Raw genomic sequence first — 14,965 nt, 5'->3', positions numbered from 1 at the left:
AACCTAGCTGAGATGCTCTTGGCTAGGTTCTTCAAAAGGTGAGGGTTTATGAAAAAATGGCAATACGGGCTAGTCGGTACATTCTTGGTGCTTGGAGTATTTTTCATCGCAGCTCCCTTTCTGAAAGATTACATTATTGATCGAAATGTTGATAAAACCATGAATGAAATGAATCGACTCAATAGTGAAGACTTAAAAATGAATCGGGCAAAAGGCGGAAAAGAAGAAACTGTCAATGAACTACCGAGCGAAATGGATGTTTTTAAATCGATGAATTTCAAAGGTGATCCAGTCGCATTCATGTACATTCCGAGAACAGGTTTGAAATTGCCGATTTATGGGACTGTAAATAACACCAATTTGTTGTATGGTGCAGGCGAAATGAAAGATTACGAAGAGCTAGGACAAGGAAACTATTCAATTATTGGGCATCGAATGAAACAAGAAGGATTGCTTTTTCACGATATTCCCCGGTTGCAACATGGCGATATCGTTTATGTGACGGATATGGAAAGGGTATTCGAATATCGAGTGAATGATCCGAGTGTCATTGAAGAAAGTGAAACAGAGGTCATTCAAGATAATGGGAAAGATGAAATCACACTGCTGACGTGCGACATCCCGAGCGAACCGCATAATCGGGTCATGGTCCAGGGGGATTTGCGAATGATCTATGATTATTCGGAGGAAATCTTTAACTGAATGATGGATGGTCTCTAATTCTTCAATTGAAGTAAGATAGATTACGTGAGTTGTCCAATAGAATGGTAACTTGTCCATTAAAGGTATTTTTTGTCCAATAGGATGGGTTATTGTCCATAAGAAATGCATTTTTGTCCAATAGAATCGTGATTTTGTCCATTAGAATCCAAATTTCGTCCAATAGCAGCCTAACTTTGTCCAATAGTACTCGCGGTTTGTCCAATAGAACGAGGTAATTTCCAATAGAAATCAAGTGATGAGTCCAGTAAAAAAGCGTTCGATCCCGTAACCACAACGGGAATCGAACGCTTTTCTCATCCATTTAAACAGGCCTTACCGTAATTTCATTCACATTCACATAATCCGGTTGAGTCACAGCGTAGACGACTGCGCGTGCAATATCTTTTGTCTCCAATTTCTTCCGTTCACCCGGCCACGGTGCGTTTCCGTTTCTCTCGGTACCGACCATCCCAGGTGAAATATTTGTGACACGGACACCGGTTTTTGCCAGTTCTTTTTCCAAACCAGCCGAAATGGCACGGACGGCATATTTGGTTGCACTGTAAACGGTAGTTTTTTTCGTGACCTCGAACCCGGAAACGGAGGCGATATTGATGATATGCCCACTTGAGCGTTCGACCATGCTTGGCAATACGCCATCAATCGCATACAAGGTTCCTTTAATGTTGGTGTCGATCATCTTTTCCCATTCATCGACTTTTCCGGAACGAACCGGACCAGTCAGCACTTGCCCTGCATTGTTGACTAAAAGATCGATCTGGCCAAACTTATTTTCAGCCTGTTTGATAAGATCTTCAACATCTTCCTGCTTGGAAATATCCGTTTGAACAGAAAGCACGTTGTCATTGCCTTGATCTTTGATTTGCTGTTCGGTTTCAGCTAATTTCTCCGTCCGTCTAGCAGCCAGCACGACATTTGCACCTTCACTAGCTAATTCAACCGCAATCGCAGCTCCAATTCCGCTGCTTGCTCCGGTGACGATGGCTGTTTTTCCAGTTAGTTGTTTCAATGGAATGACCTCCTTTAGAAAATCGTAACTAAAATTTACTCTATCATACTTCAATTTTGGTGTCCGCGTCCGTAATTTACGCCCTAAACTGATCCAACCGCTCAAAATATTCATGTAAAAAGTCATAGAAGAGTTGCTCGGTCGGTAAGAGTTGTCGTTGTGTCGGGATTATGACACCAACCGGGCGGTGAATGACCGGGTCATTGATTCGAACGGCGGCCGCTGTTCGTGGAATGTTATCGATTAACGTCATCTCTGGCATAAGGGCAACACCTAGTCCTGCAGAAACCAATCCTTTGAGTGCATCGATATCGGTTCCTTCAAAGGCAATCTCAGGTTCAAAGCCCGCATTCTGGCAAGAGTCTAGCACAAGTTGGTGGAACATATAGCTTTCAGGCAGGATACAAAATGGGTCATCTTTTAACTCGAGTAAAGAAATCGATTTTTTCTTTGCCAATGGATGGTGAAGCGGTAGTAGAGCGACAATTTCTTCGCGGAATAGCGTTCGACTTTTGATTTGCGTATCTTGCTCATCATTAGGAATCGGTGCAGTAATGGCCATATTGTAATCGCCTTTTTTAACGCCACCGATTAAGTCATTGAACAATGCATTATTCATTTCAAACTTCGCATCAGGATATTTTTTTCTGAACGCATATATGATCGAAGGCAGTGTGTGTGCTGCCATGCTGATCGGAAAAGCAATTCTTACCGTACCTGAATAAGGATTTAACGATTCCTTCACTTCTCGTTTGGATTCTTCGGCTAAATTATAAATTTGCGTGGCTCGCTCGAGAAAAATTTGTCCTGTTGGCGTTAAGCGGACATTTCTTCCCTCGCGTATGAATAATTTAACACCAAGCTCTTCTTCCAAATTATAAATAGAGCGACTGACAGAGGATTGTGAGACGTGCAATTCTTCTGCTGCATCAGTCATATGCTCGCGTTTGGCTACTTCCATAAAGTATTCCAGTTGTCTAAATTCCATCATTTACCTCCATTTATGCAATTAATGCATAGGTTTGATGTAATTGTTATATTGAAACGATTATTTGGTTTATTATAAGATAGATAAAAGAGAAAGTCTATCATGTGAGGGGTTGTTCTATGTCTATCAGTCAGTTAAATGAAGTGAAAACAGACCAAGTACATGAGTACATGAAAAGCGTTTATAAAAAAGTTGAAGAGCGTAATGAGGGCGAATACGAATTTTTGCAAGCCGTTAGGGAGATTTTTGATACAATTAAGCCGGTTTTATATGAATATCCCGCTTATATGAAGTTAAATATCTTGGAGCGTATTGTTGAACCGGATCGCATGATTTCGTTCAAAGTGTCTTGGGTCGATGATGAAGGCAATGTTCAAGTAAATCGTGGGTTCAGAGTTCAATTCAATAACTTGCTCGGGCCATATAAAGGAGGCCTACGCTTTCACCCGACGGTCAATTCCAGTATTGTAAAATTTCTTGGCTTTGAACAAATCTTCAAAAATGCATTGACCGGACAATCCATTGGCGGTGGAAAAGGTGGAGCGGATTTTGATCCGAAAGGGAAATCTGACCTGGAGATTATGCGTTTTTGCCGTAGCTTCATGACCGAATTGAGCCGTCACATCGGACCGGATGTCGATGTGCCTGCAGGGGATGTCGGTGTTGGCGAACAAGAGATTGGTTATTTGTTTGGACAGTACCGAAAAATGCGTAATAGTTTTGAACCAGGCGTATTGACTGGAAAACCACTTGCGTTTGGTGGAAGTTTAGGACGGAAAGAAGCAACCGGCTATGGAACCATTTATTTTGTAAAAGAGATGCTTGAAGATAACGACTACAGCTTTGAAGGTGCAAAAGTCGTTGTTTCCGGTTCCGGGAATGTTGCTTTGTATGCCATGGAAAAAGCGACTGAACTCGGTGCGACCGTCGTAGCATGCAGTGATTCATCTGGCTGCATTTATGATGAGAACGGTTTGGATATTGAATTTTTGAAGCAAATTAAAGAAGATGAAAAAGAACGTGTCCAGCATTATACAACCGTCTACTCAAATGCAAAGTATGTAGAAGGATGCGAACATATTTGGTCATTTCCTTGTGATATCGCATTGCCATGCGCCACGCAAAATGAACTCGATCTCGATGCCGCAAAAGCATTGGTGAAAAATAATGTGAAAGCGGTTGGTGAAGGCGCGAATATGCCATGTACGTATGATGCGGTAAATTATTTACTGGACAAAGACGTATTGATGGCTCCAGCAAAGGCTGCCAATGCGGGTGGTGTCGCTGTATCAGCATTAGAAATGGCCCAGAATAATATGCGGACACATTTGACGAAAGAAGAAGTCGATGCTCGTTTGCAACAAATTATGAAAAATATTTATGCGGAAAGCATTGAAGCCGCGAAGAAATATGATGATTCCGAGAACCTCGTCGTCGGTGCGAATATCGCAAGCTTTATAAAAGTCGCCGATGCGATTGTTGCACAAGGTGTATAAATTCTCATTAAAAAAAGCCAATCAAGAGCTGTATAGCTCCTGGTTGGCTTTTTTATTTAATGGATGTGGTTATGCAGTGAACGTTCATTTGTCAATTGAACAAACTTTTCTTCATAGTGCTGTTTCTTTTTCTGTTGGTTGGTTTTATCGAAAAATTTAATCGTATCACCAAGCGCACTTTCTAGTAGTTGTGGTTCATTCACTTCTTCTAACACATCAATGGCTTGTTCATATGTTTTGCCGGCAGCTTTTTGGTCCGGATGGTCTTTATTTTCCAAACTATATGCGTATTGCATGAGTACCATTCCATAGTCTCTTTTCGGATAGGTTACTAATTGACGTAACTTCTTCATTGCTTTTTCATAAAATGGCACGGCTTCTCCCCATTTCGATTGAATGAAATAGGTGTATGCCATTTCAACATAGGCTTCAATGAAAATACTTTTGTCTTGAATGGATGATTTCTCTAATAGCGTAATGGCTTCGTCCAAATACGAAACAGCGTCCTCATACTCGCTCTTCGTTGATGCGATTTTTCCTAAGCTAATTAAACTGTCGATTTTGTATTGAATAAATTCTTCGTTCGCCAATTCAACAACCTGCTTGAAATAATAAATAGCATCATCATTTTGTTTTTTGATCGAATGAAGATTCCCAAGTTTGATCATTTGGTAAAGTACGAGATCATATTCTTCCTCATGATCTGGGTCTAGCTGTTCTAGTGCAATCGTATAGTACTTGATCGCTCGACCGAACTTTTGTAACTTTTCTTCAGCCTCCGCAAGCAATAAATAGGCTTGAGACTTTTTGTTGCGGTCTACGTTTTCTTCTCCATCAAATCGTTTAACTGCGTCCGACATGATTCGTCTTGAAAGCTTATAATCATTTAAATAAGCAAGGTGGCTATAGAGCATGAGGTCATCAATTGTCGGTTGCTCCAGCTCCTCATACAGCCCTTGAATGATCGCCGCACCTTGTTTTTGATCACCGACTTGTGAATAGCTGATTGCATGAATAAGTGATAAAACAGTGACCAGCTCGGTGTTCTCTTCATATTTTTCTTGAAGTGGTTCGATTTTTGTCAACAAGCTACGGAAGTTTGCTTTTTTAAACTCGTCCTTAATGTCTTCCAAATCTTCTTTATTTGTTTCTGTGATTAATGGTTCAAGCTGTGCGTCAATATCAAATAGATCCATAATTTTGTCACCTCGATTGTTCTTCTGTTTTTAGTTTATCAATGGTTGGTTGAATAATGAAGTCATTACGGTTGAATTATAGTCCGATTAAAGCGTAAAATAAAGATGGAAGTTCTTAATTTCCGGATTTTATTGTGTATCATTGGAATGAACAGTGTGTTATGTATGGTCCATTTCGGGAATTGTAGACTACAGAGCGTATCGTATTTTCTAAAAAATGGATTCTGGAAAACCATAAAGGCTACTTGTGCTGTAAGGAGGATTGTATTTGGAACACGATCATTCACATTCTGCGAATAAAAAGTCATTAATGTTCAGTTTCATTATTATAACTGTTTTCATGGTTGTTGAAGTCATCGGCGGCTTGATCACCAATAGCTTGGCCTTGCTTGCCGATGCAGGCCATATGCTCAGTGACTCCATTTCATTGGGAGTCGCATTTTTGGCGTTTACATTAGGGGAACGATCGGCCAATTATGATAAAACATATGGCTACAAACGTTTTGAAATATTAGCGGCGGTATTCAATGGCGTCACGTTAGTTTTAATTGCTGGGTACATTTTTTACGAGGCTTATCATCGATTCGTTAACCCACCGGAAGTTGCATCAACAGGTATGCTCTTAATTGCGACAATTGGTCTTGTCGTCAATTTGATTGTTGCCTGGATTATGAAAAAAGGCGATACAGAAGAAAACTTGAATCTTCGAGCGGCGTTCTTACACGTTTTAGGAGACCTGTTAGGATCCGTCGGTGCCATTGTCGCAGCCTTACTAATTATGTTCTTCGGTTGGGGCTGGGCCGATCCATTAGCGAGTGTTCTTGTGTCCATACTGATTTTAATCAGTGGTTTTCGAGTGACGAAGGAATCTTTTCATGTGCTGATGGAAGGAACGCCAAAGAATGTCGATATGGATGAAATTATTGAAACGATTGAAAATGTCGATGGTGTTCATTCTATTCATGATCTACACGTATGGAGTATTACAAGTGGTCAAAACGCTTTATCTTGCCACGCTGTAGTGGACCCCGACCTTCCAATTCGTGACTGTCAACTTATTTTGAAAAAAATTGAAACGGATTTAGAAGAAAAAGGAGTCGGTCATGTGACGGTGCAGCTCGAGAGTGAAGATCATGGACATGGAGATTCATTGGTTTGTCATCATGATCAAAAGGCATAAATAACAAACTTAGCCTCGCATATGTCGGGCGGTTCGGCGTGTTTATCGGGCGGCTCGTCGCGTTTGTCGGACGGTTCACCACATTTATCGGGCAGAGTTACGCCAGTCGCTAAGTATTTACGCTCATAAATAAAAGCCCACAAAATCAACGTTTCGTGGGCTTTTCAGTAACATTATTTTATTTGAATATACTTTTCACCGAGCAGTTCATTTTCATCATATTGTTCCGAGTTCAGATGCTCATCGATAAAGCTTGCGATATTCGTTTGATCCACGTCATACATCACTTCAATTTCTTTAGAAAATAAAAGCTCTTCTTCAGCGAGTAGTTCCGTAAGCGTTGGTTGCTCTTTCGGCTCTAATTCATTTACGCCTAACACTTGTTTCAATCCTTGAATATATGCATCCAATGGACGACCGCCGACAATCTTAATGCCTTTCTTCTCTTCATTAATCATTAAAATAGAAGGGAAGCCCATCGCACCAAGATTTCTCGCTTGCTGGAAGTCTTCGTTCAACAATTTTTGTGCACTAGGCTCTTCCGCTTGTGTAACGATTTTTTCACCTTCGAGCCCCATGTCATCTACTATTTTCACGAGTACTTCTTTATCAGAAATATTTCTGTTGAAAGCAAAAACAGCTTCCCGTGTACGACGTAAATAAGTGCTTGCAACATCATCTCCGTGCATATTTTGAATGACTTTAAATACTCTTGATGCAGGGTATGATGATTGCACTGGATTGTCTTGCATGAGTGATCCGTCGATTGGCATCCGTGTTTGCTCACCGACTTCGCGCCAATGTTTTGTGACATCAGCAGGTCCGTAAATTCCGTTAGCTGGGTCAACAGGTCCGTCTCCCCATTTTTCCAGCAAACCACCCATCACCGTATGGAAACGGAAATAGTGACCGTACTGTTTTCTGAAACGTCGTAGTACTGGTTCAATTGCCCAGCAATGTGAACACATTGGGTCCGTAACATAATAAACGTCGATTGTTTTTTGTGGTTGATTCAAATCAATTACCTCCATTTCTTCTTCATCGCCGACACCGCACACACCTGTATTTGGATCACATATTAAATTATTTTTCATTGAAACTCCTCCTCTTAAACATTCAATTTGCTTGTGATTCCATCATAGTCGATAATATAGAAGAGAAAAACCAGTAAAACATTGAATCTGTTGTATATCCGACACATTTAAGAAAGTGTTGAAAATAATGAGGTGAAAATCATGTCCGAAGCAAAAACAGACTTAAGAGTTTTGCGGACCCGAAAGCTTATTATGGATTCGTTTATCAATCTTTCCGGACAAAAAGAATTTCGGGATATTACCGTGAAAGATATTACGGAAGAAGCGATGATCAACCGAGCGACCTTTTATTATCATTTTGAAGACATACACGATCTGTTGGAAAAAGCATTATCCGAAGTTCTGTTAATCAATTTGAGTGCTGACCAATTCGACGGACGAACGCTTGACGAGCAATCAATAACCGATATGTTTTTAGCCATTACTGAATTCCAACAATCTCTTTCCAATCGATGTCATCGTGGGTATGAAGAGACGATCGCCCGTATCATTCGTGAACAGCTTGAAACAGTTATTTTTCAACTGTTGGCAAACGGACAAGAGGAGAAGGACTTCAAAGAGCAAGGATTAAAAATATTGTCTAATATGCTCGCCTGGGGATTGTACGGCGCGTCTGATCAGTGGAAAAAATACCATTTTGATGAAAAACCAGAGGGGTATATCCAATCTGTCATTCCTTATCTAGTCAAACTTGTAAAAGAATAAAACATCTTTAATACAATGAAGCCGTATTTAGAACAATAAAGGTTCTATGAATGTCGCGAAAATAGTGTATATTGTACGGCAATTATATTTGATGGGGGTGACACATGAACTTAATCGCCTGGACAATTGTAGCTTGTGAGGTTGGTTTTTGGATTTTTATTATTGCTGGATTAGTGATGAGGTATATCTTTAACCAAAAAAGAATAGGCATCCTCCTTTTAGCGATGACGCCAGTTGTTGATCTAATCTTAATTTTAGTGACTGGGATTGATATGTATCGAGGTGGAGAGCCGACTACTGCTGATGCGATTGCGCCTATTTATATTGCGGTCTCTATTATTTATGGAAAAAGCATCATTCAATGGGCTGACGAACGTTTTGCGTATTATGTAAAACGAGAAGGGCCAAAACCGATCCCGTCGTGTTGGTATCGCATATGCGAAACATAGTATGAAAGGCTCGCTCCAACATATTTTGGCTTATATGATTGGGGGAGCAGTCCTGTTATTTATGATTTATTACATAGGAAATGACACAGATACCACCGTCCTAGAGAGTACGCTGAAGTTTTGGGGAATTATTGTTATTGTGGATAATGTGATTTCTCTAACATATTTTATATGGCCTCGTGAGAAATAAATCGTTTAACGAGAACATTCGAAAAGATACTCAGACTTAGTCTGAGTTTTTTTGTGCACATAGAATAAATTGCGTGAAATGTCTAATTACTCTTACAATAAAACAATTTTCCAGCTACAATTAAGATAAATACGATAGCTAAATGGGGTAATGCAAATGATTTTGAATCACATTCGAGTATTAGATTTATCACGATTGTTGCCAGGTCCTTATTGTACGATGATGTTAGCGGATTTTGGGGCGGAAGTCATTAAAATTGAGGACCCTAGCCGAGGAGATTATTTGCGGGATTTTGAACCAAAAGTAGATGAAAATAGCGCTGTCTTCCATTCACTGAACCGGAATAAAAAGAGTGTAGTACTAAATTTAAAAGATGAAGCGGATAAGCATTCTTTTCTGAATTTGGTCGAAACGGCTGATGTCATTGTTGAGTCTTTTCGTCCAGGTGTGATGGAACGTCTTGGCTTGGACTATGAAACGTTAAAGTCTGTGAATCCAGGTCTTATTTATTGTGCTATTACGGGTTACGGGCAAAATGGCCCATTTCAACAAGAACCAGGACATGATTTAAACTATTTGGGCTATGCTGGTTTACTGCAATTAATGGGAGATCAAGAGAGGAAACCAATCGTACCGTCGACCCAGATTGCAGATATCGGTGGAGGAGCCTATCCGGCAGTGGTTGGCATTTTACTATCGATTATCGAACGAGAGAAAACGGGGGAAGGTCAGTTTGTTGATATTTCCATGTTGGATGGCGTGGTTTCTTGGTTACATATGATGCTGCCAAACCATGTAGCGGGGGTTTCGCCAAAGCGTGGATCAGAATTGTTGAATGGCGGTTATGCATGTTATCAGGTATATGAGACGAAGGATGGGAAGTATGTCGCCCTCGGTGCGGTTGAAGCGAAATTTTGGAAGGCGTTTTGTGAAGGAATCAATCGTGAACATTTTGTTCCGTTACAACATGCCGCTCTTGATGTTCAAAATGAGATGATTGCTGAAATCGAAATGATTATGAAACAACAATCCCAGTCGGAATGGCTCAAAAACTTTGAACAGTTGGAGGCTTGTTTGACACCTGTTTATGCGTTCGATGAAATGCTAGAAAATCCTCAGTTACAAGAACGTGAGATGATTCAATCGAGTGAATCGGGGTTGAAGCAAATGATTGGAAATCCGATAAAATTATCAAATGCTAAAAGTCGTGCAACTGACCCGTCACCCAAACATGGTGAACATACGGAAGAAATCCTTGAAGAATTGGCGGATAAAAAGCAAGTTTAGTGGGGAGACGGCGTTCTATACCCTCGAGCGACCGTGCAAAGTTACCGGAAAGTCTTATAGTAGACTTCTATACCCCTGAACGACGTGAAAAAAATACGGGAAAGTCCTATAGAAGGCTTCTATACCCCTGAACGACGTGAAAAAAATACGGGAAAGTCCTATAGGAGGGTTCTATACCCCCGAAAGGCCATAAAAAGTTACCGGAAAGTCCTATAGAAGCACTCTATACCCCTGAATGGTCATGATAACTTTTCGAAAAGTCTTATAGAAGTGCTCTCTATCCTTACCTCGAAGCTCATTGTTCATTAAACTGTTCTCTTTTCAATGATTTATTGAACATTTCTCATGTACAATAGAGACAGATAAGAATAGAAGATAAGTTAGGTGATTACTATAATAGCTGTAAGGAAATTTATCTTTGCCGTACTCGGTTTACTTTCATTTGCTATGGGTGTCGTCGGTGTGATTATGCCGCTCATACCAGGGATTCCTTTTTTCTTATTTGCTTCCTATTGTTTCCTGAAAAGTTCAAAACGACTGGAGAAATGGTTTAAAGGAACAACGTATTACGAAAATTACGTTGTCCGTTTTCGTGAAAATAAAGGAATGACGATGAAAGAAAAGGTGCGTATTAATATAGTGGCGGACTTTTTCATCATTATATCTATTATTATTGTAGATATATGGGCAGTAAAACTAATTATTTTCACGTTAGGAATTATAAAGCATTACTATTTCATTAAAAAAATCCCTACGTTACCACCTAATCAAGTAAGCGATGAAAGACAATCTTATTAAGGATTTTATATAAATTAGATGACAATCGGTGACCGAAAAATGGACAAGACTATTTTGAACAGAAATCATTGTGCTATAATGTGCATGGAATCAAGTAAATAAACAAGCAACTAGGTGAATATTTTGACTACAAAACGTGTGTTACCGATCTTATTTTTAATCATGTTTCTCGTTATGCTCGGGTTTGGGATTATTATTCCCGTTCTTCCTTACTATGCGGAAGAAATAGGTGCATCAGCAACTGAACTCGGTTTGTTGATGGCCGTTTATTCATTCATGCAATTTGTCTTTGCACCGATGTGGGGGAGGGTGTCCGATCGAATTGGCCGGAAACCGGTGATCATGCTCGGTATTTTCGGGTTATCCCTATCGTTTTTTCTTCTCGCATTTGCGACACATTTATGGATGCTTTTCGTCGCAAGAGTTATTGGTGGATTTTTATCAGCCGCCAATATGCCGACAGTTATGGCGTATGTAGCTGATGTGACTTCTGAAGAAGATCGTGGTAAAGGAATGGGCATCATCGGAGCGGCGACTGGGCTCGGGTTTATTTTTGGTCCTGCTGTCGGTGGGGTGTTTTCAAAAATAAGCCTTGAAGCTCCTTTTTACATAGCCGGAACGGTGTCGTTTTTAACGATGATTTTTGTTTTCTTTATTTTGAAGGAATCTATACAACTTTCTGATCGAAAACAGCAGCCGAAAGAGAAAAGGACAAAAGCACTTGGACAAGCAATGAAAAGCCCGATGGCGATGTTGTACTTCTTACAATTTTTTATCGCCGTGTCGTTATCGGGTCTTGAAGCGACATTTGCATACTTTGCCGCTGTAAAAGCTGGGTTAAATGCGGTGTCGATGGGTTACGTTTTCATGATTATGGGCCTTGCAAGTGCGACGGTCCAAGGTTCGATGGGAAAGCTGACAAAGAAATTTGGAGAAATAAAAATCATTCAAATGGGAATTGTTGTTTCTGCTTTAGGTATGGGCTTGATTTTGTTAACGCAAAACTTCCTTACCGCAGCCGTTTTCTTAACGATTTTCGGTGTCGGAAACGGAGTCATTCGACCGAGCGTATCGTCGTTACTGACGAAACAAGCCAAGTCAGGTTATGGTGAAGTGACTGGTTATTTATCTTCTTTCGGTTCGTTAGGAAGAATTATTGGTCCGGTCCTTGGTGGAGCATTATACATGGTTTGGATTGGCTTGCCATATGTATCAGGGATCGTTCTTTCTGCGATCGCATTTGGACTGTTCATGATTTATATCAAACGGAATAAACTATCTATTGGATGACAAACTCAGGGATCTTCACTGGGTTTGTTTTTCTATATGGATTTAAGTAGGTGATCTTTGACTTTCTGAGCATTTTTGTGGAGAAAAATGCGCTTGGTATGTTGAATTAAGTCAAATGAATGTGACGATATGTGACCTTTTGGGCAATATATGAGCCATGATCTTCGTTATATGTGCCTATTACATATGGATATGGGACCAAGCGGGTGAGATATGCTCCCGGTCATCAGATATATGGACCCAAATTCAAAATATATACGACCAACAAAAAATAACAATTCCATTTTTCGGGTATTGAGAAAGCAGAGGAGGAATAGAGATGAAATATGTCATTATCGGTGGTGTGGCTGCAGGGATGAGTGCAGCGATGGAGATTTATCGAACGGATGAAACAGCAGAAATTACCGTTCTTGAACGTGGTGAAGATTATTCTTACGGGCAATGTGGGTTGCCTTATGTCATTAATGATGTGATTCCTGAGCTGGAGGATGTCGTTGCACGGCGGGTTGAAACGTTTAGAGAGAAGTATGGAATGGATGCACGAATTTCCACAGAAGTCACGAATATTAATGTAAAAGATCAAATCGTTTATGGAATCGACCTGGAGACAGGAGATGGATTTCAAGTTTCCTACGACAAGCTGTTGATTACAACCGGAGCAGATCCTGTCAAACCGAAATGGGAAGGAATTGACTTGAAGGGTGTCCATACGTTGAAAACATTGACGGATACTGAAGAAATCATGCAAGACTTGGATGAAGGTGTGGAACATGTAACAATAGTAGGTGGAGGCTATATCGGTCTGGAAATGGCTGAAAGCTTCAAAACATTAGGCAAAGAAGTGACATTGATTCAACGTGGAGAACAGGTTGCCCCGATTTTTGACTCGGATATGGCAGACCTCATCCATGAGGAAGCGAAACAAAAGGGAATTGACCTGAAACTTGGTGAATCCGTCACAGGATTTTCGGGGAAAGATCGAGTGGAAAGTGTGAAAACCGATCAGCATACTTATTCAACAGACTTCGTATTATTGGCGATCGGTGTCTTGGCCAACACCCAATTTTTACAGGGAACCGGCATTCATTTAAATCCAAGGGGAGCTATTTTAGTGAACCCATATATGGAAACGTCACTGAAAAATATCTATGCAGCGGGAGATTGCGCGACGGATTTTCATCGGATAAAACAGAAGGATGACCATATTCCGCTTGGAACGACGGCCAATAAGCAAGGTCGAATCGCTGGCGCAAATATGGCAGGAAACCCACTTCAGTTCAAAGGAGTTCTTGGCACATCGATCATTAAATTCTTTGATTTAACTTTAGGTCGAGTCGGTTTATCTGAACGTGAAGCTGAACAGTTGAAATTCCCTTACGAAGTCCAAACATCAAAGGCAAATTCTCATGCTGGCTATTATCCTGGAGGGGAAACGCTTCATATGAAGTTAATTTACCATCGCGATTCGAAAAAACTACTCGGTGGGCAAATTATCGGAAAGAAAGGCGTCGATAAACGCGTCGATGTTTTGGCGATGGCATTATATCACGACATGACCATTCACGAACTCGTTGATGTCGACCTATCCTATGCGCCACCTTATAACGGAGTATGGGATCCGCTACAGCAAATGGGTAGAAAAGCTAAATAAATAAAGGAGTGGTAGTGTGAAAGTACTTGTTGTCGGAGCAAACGGACAAATCGGTAAACATTTAGTTTCATTCATTCAAAAGTCAGATGACTTACAAGCAAAAGCGATGATTCGCAAAGAAGAGCAAGCATCTTATTTTAAGGAGTTAGGCGCAGATACAGCCATTGTTGATTTAGAAGGTGAAATCGATGACATAGCTGAAGCGGCTAAAGATGTTGATGCAGTTGTATTCACTGCAGGATCTGGACCGAAGACCGGAAAAGATAAGACGATTATGGTTGACTTGGATGGTGCGGTTAAAACCATTGAAGCGACGAAAAAAGCTGGGGTGAAGCGGTTTGTAATGGTCAGCTCATTTGACACAACACGAAAAGCGATTCAAGAAGCACCTGAATCATTCGCACCGTACGTTGCAGCGAAACATTATGCAGATGAGTGGTTGAAAGACACTGACCTTGATTATACAATTGTTCATCCAGGCGGTCTCACAAACGATGAAGCGACGGGTAAAGTGACTGTCGGTATGAGTGGAGAGCTTGGAAAGGTACCACGTGAAGACGTTGCACAAACAATTTTCGCTACGTTGAAAAATGATTCAACAATCGGAAAAGAGTTTCAAGTCATTAGTGGAGAAACACCGGTGGAAGAAGCGGTGAAATCAGTTTAGATGGGAACGCTTGGACATTTGTCCAAGCGTTTTAGTTTTTTGGATGAGCTGTCTGGATTTGAGCACTTTCTAATCAGGGATAGAAGTGATTTTTCAATTGCTACCCCGGAATAGAACGCTCCTAATCGAAGGAAGGGCTAAATTTAATCGAGCTATCCCGGAATAGAACGCTTCTAATCGAGGGTAGAACAAAATTTAACTGTGCTACCCCTGAATAGAACGCTCCTAATCGAAGGAAGGGC

14 protein-coding genes and 1 pseudogene are annotated in these 14,965 nt (G+C 40.6%); 10 read left to right on the top strand and 5 right to left on the bottom strand.

Annotation, left to right across the window (positions count from 1 at the left end; all coding sequences use genetic code 11):
- The first annotated feature begins 48 nt into the window (after nt 1-48).
- The gene (locus tag KQ486_RS07180) at nt 49-702 is read left to right on the top strand and encodes a class A sortase (RefSeq protein WP_212367865.1); all 654 of its coding nucleotides are present in this window, start codon (nt 49-51) and stop codon (nt 700-702) included.
- A gap of 22 nt (nt 703-724) precedes the next feature.
- Here the strand turns inward: KQ486_RS07180 and KQ486_RS07175 are convergent, their stop codons facing one another.
- The 3 genes from KQ486_RS07175 to gltC all read right to left on the bottom strand — a co-directional run bounded on the left by KQ486_RS07175 (nt 725) and on the right by gltC (nt 2,720).
- Nucleotides 725-1,024 carry a hypothetical protein gene (locus KQ486_RS07175; RefSeq protein ID WP_216687175.1) on the bottom strand — a complete coding sequence of 100 codons (300 nt, stop codon included), beginning with the start codon at nt 1,022-1,024 and terminating at the stop codon, nt 725-727.
- Nucleotides 1,025-1,732 (bottom strand): SDR family oxidoreductase, encoded by a 708-nt coding sequence (locus tag KQ486_RS07170; protein WP_216687174.1) that lies wholly within the window; start codon nt 1,730-1,732, stop codon nt 1,025-1,027.
- Between the two features lie 76 nt (nt 1,733-1,808).
- Nucleotides 1,809-2,720, bottom strand: coding sequence for a glutamate biosynthesis transcriptional regulator GltC (gene gltC, locus KQ486_RS07165; protein WP_216687173.1), 912 nt, complete (start codon nt 2,718-2,720; stop codon nt 1,809-1,811).
- 119 nt (nt 2,721-2,839) lie between these two features.
- Between gltC and gdhA the strand changes: the two genes are divergently transcribed.
- Nucleotides 2,840-4,216 (top strand): NADP-specific glutamate dehydrogenase, encoded by a 1,377-nt coding sequence (gene gdhA / locus KQ486_RS07160; RefSeq protein WP_216687172.1) that lies wholly within the window; start codon nt 2,840-2,842, stop codon nt 4,214-4,216.
- A 56-nt stretch (nt 4,217-4,272) separates the two neighbouring features.
- Here gdhA and KQ486_RS07155 read toward each other — a convergent pair whose 3' ends face one another.
- Nucleotides 4,273-5,412 (bottom strand): tetratricopeptide repeat protein, encoded by a 1,140-nt coding sequence (locus tag KQ486_RS07155; protein ID WP_216687171.1) that lies wholly within the window; start codon nt 5,410-5,412, stop codon nt 4,273-4,275.
- Nucleotides 5,413-5,680: 268 nt separating this feature from the next.
- On the opposite strand from KQ486_RS07155, the gene KQ486_RS07150 reads away from it, so the two are divergent.
- Nucleotides 5,681-6,592 carry a cation diffusion facilitator family transporter gene (locus KQ486_RS07150; protein WP_216687170.1) on the top strand — a complete coding sequence of 304 codons (912 nt, stop codon included), beginning with the start codon at nt 5,681-5,683 and terminating at the stop codon, nt 6,590-6,592.
- A 173-nt stretch (nt 6,593-6,765) separates the two neighbouring features.
- Here the strand turns inward: KQ486_RS07150 and KQ486_RS07145 are convergent, their stop codons facing one another.
- A complete protein-coding gene (locus KQ486_RS07145; protein WP_144163174.1) occupies nt 6,766-7,686 on the bottom strand; it encodes a DsbA family protein in 921 nt (306 codons plus the stop codon).
- A 141-nt stretch (nt 7,687-7,827) separates the two neighbouring features.
- Between KQ486_RS07145 and KQ486_RS07140 the strand changes: the two genes are divergently transcribed.
- From KQ486_RS07140 to KQ486_RS07110, 7 genes and pseudogenes are all read left to right on the top strand, one after another.
- Nucleotides 7,828-8,391 carry a TetR/AcrR family transcriptional regulator gene (locus KQ486_RS07140; RefSeq protein WP_144163176.1) on the top strand — a complete coding sequence of 188 codons (564 nt, stop codon included), beginning with the start codon at nt 7,828-7,830 and terminating at the stop codon, nt 8,389-8,391.
- A gap of 104 nt (nt 8,392-8,495) precedes the next feature.
- A pseudogene (locus KQ486_RS07135) lies at nt 8,496-9,030 on the top strand (hypothetical protein).
- Between the two features lie 156 nt (nt 9,031-9,186).
- On the top strand, nt 9,187-10,317 hold the full coding sequence (locus tag KQ486_RS07130) for a CaiB/BaiF CoA transferase family protein (protein WP_216687169.1): 1,131 nt from the start codon (nt 9,187-9,189) through the stop codon (nt 10,315-10,317).
- A gap of 384 nt (nt 10,318-10,701) precedes the next feature.
- Nucleotides 10,702-11,115 carry a YbaN family protein gene (locus KQ486_RS07125; RefSeq protein ID WP_274236889.1) on the top strand — a complete coding sequence of 138 codons (414 nt, stop codon included), beginning with the start codon at nt 10,702-10,704 and terminating at the stop codon, nt 11,113-11,115.
- A gap of 123 nt (nt 11,116-11,238) precedes the next feature.
- Nucleotides 11,239-12,405, top strand: a complete 1,167-nt coding sequence (locus KQ486_RS07120; protein WP_216687168.1) for an MFS transporter — start codon at nt 11,239-11,241, stop codon at nt 12,403-12,405.
- A 319-nt stretch (nt 12,406-12,724) separates the two neighbouring features.
- The gene (locus tag KQ486_RS07115) at nt 12,725-14,056 is read left to right on the top strand and encodes a CoA-disulfide reductase (protein WP_216687167.1); all 1,332 of its coding nucleotides are present in this window, start codon (nt 12,725-12,727) and stop codon (nt 14,054-14,056) included.
- A 16-nt stretch (nt 14,057-14,072) separates the two neighbouring features.
- A complete protein-coding gene (locus KQ486_RS07110; RefSeq protein WP_216687166.1) occupies nt 14,073-14,723 on the top strand; it encodes an SDR family oxidoreductase in 651 nt (216 codons plus the stop codon).
- Nucleotides 14,724-14,965: the final 242 nt, after the last annotated feature.

The sequence above is a fragment of the Allobacillus halotolerans genome, assembly GCF_018967645.1.
GTDB lineage: Bacteria > Bacillota > Bacilli > Bacillales > Alkalibacillaceae > Allobacillus > Allobacillus halotolerans.
Note: the sequence above shows the minus strand (reverse complement) of the source record. Positions and strands in the feature narration are given on the sequence as shown.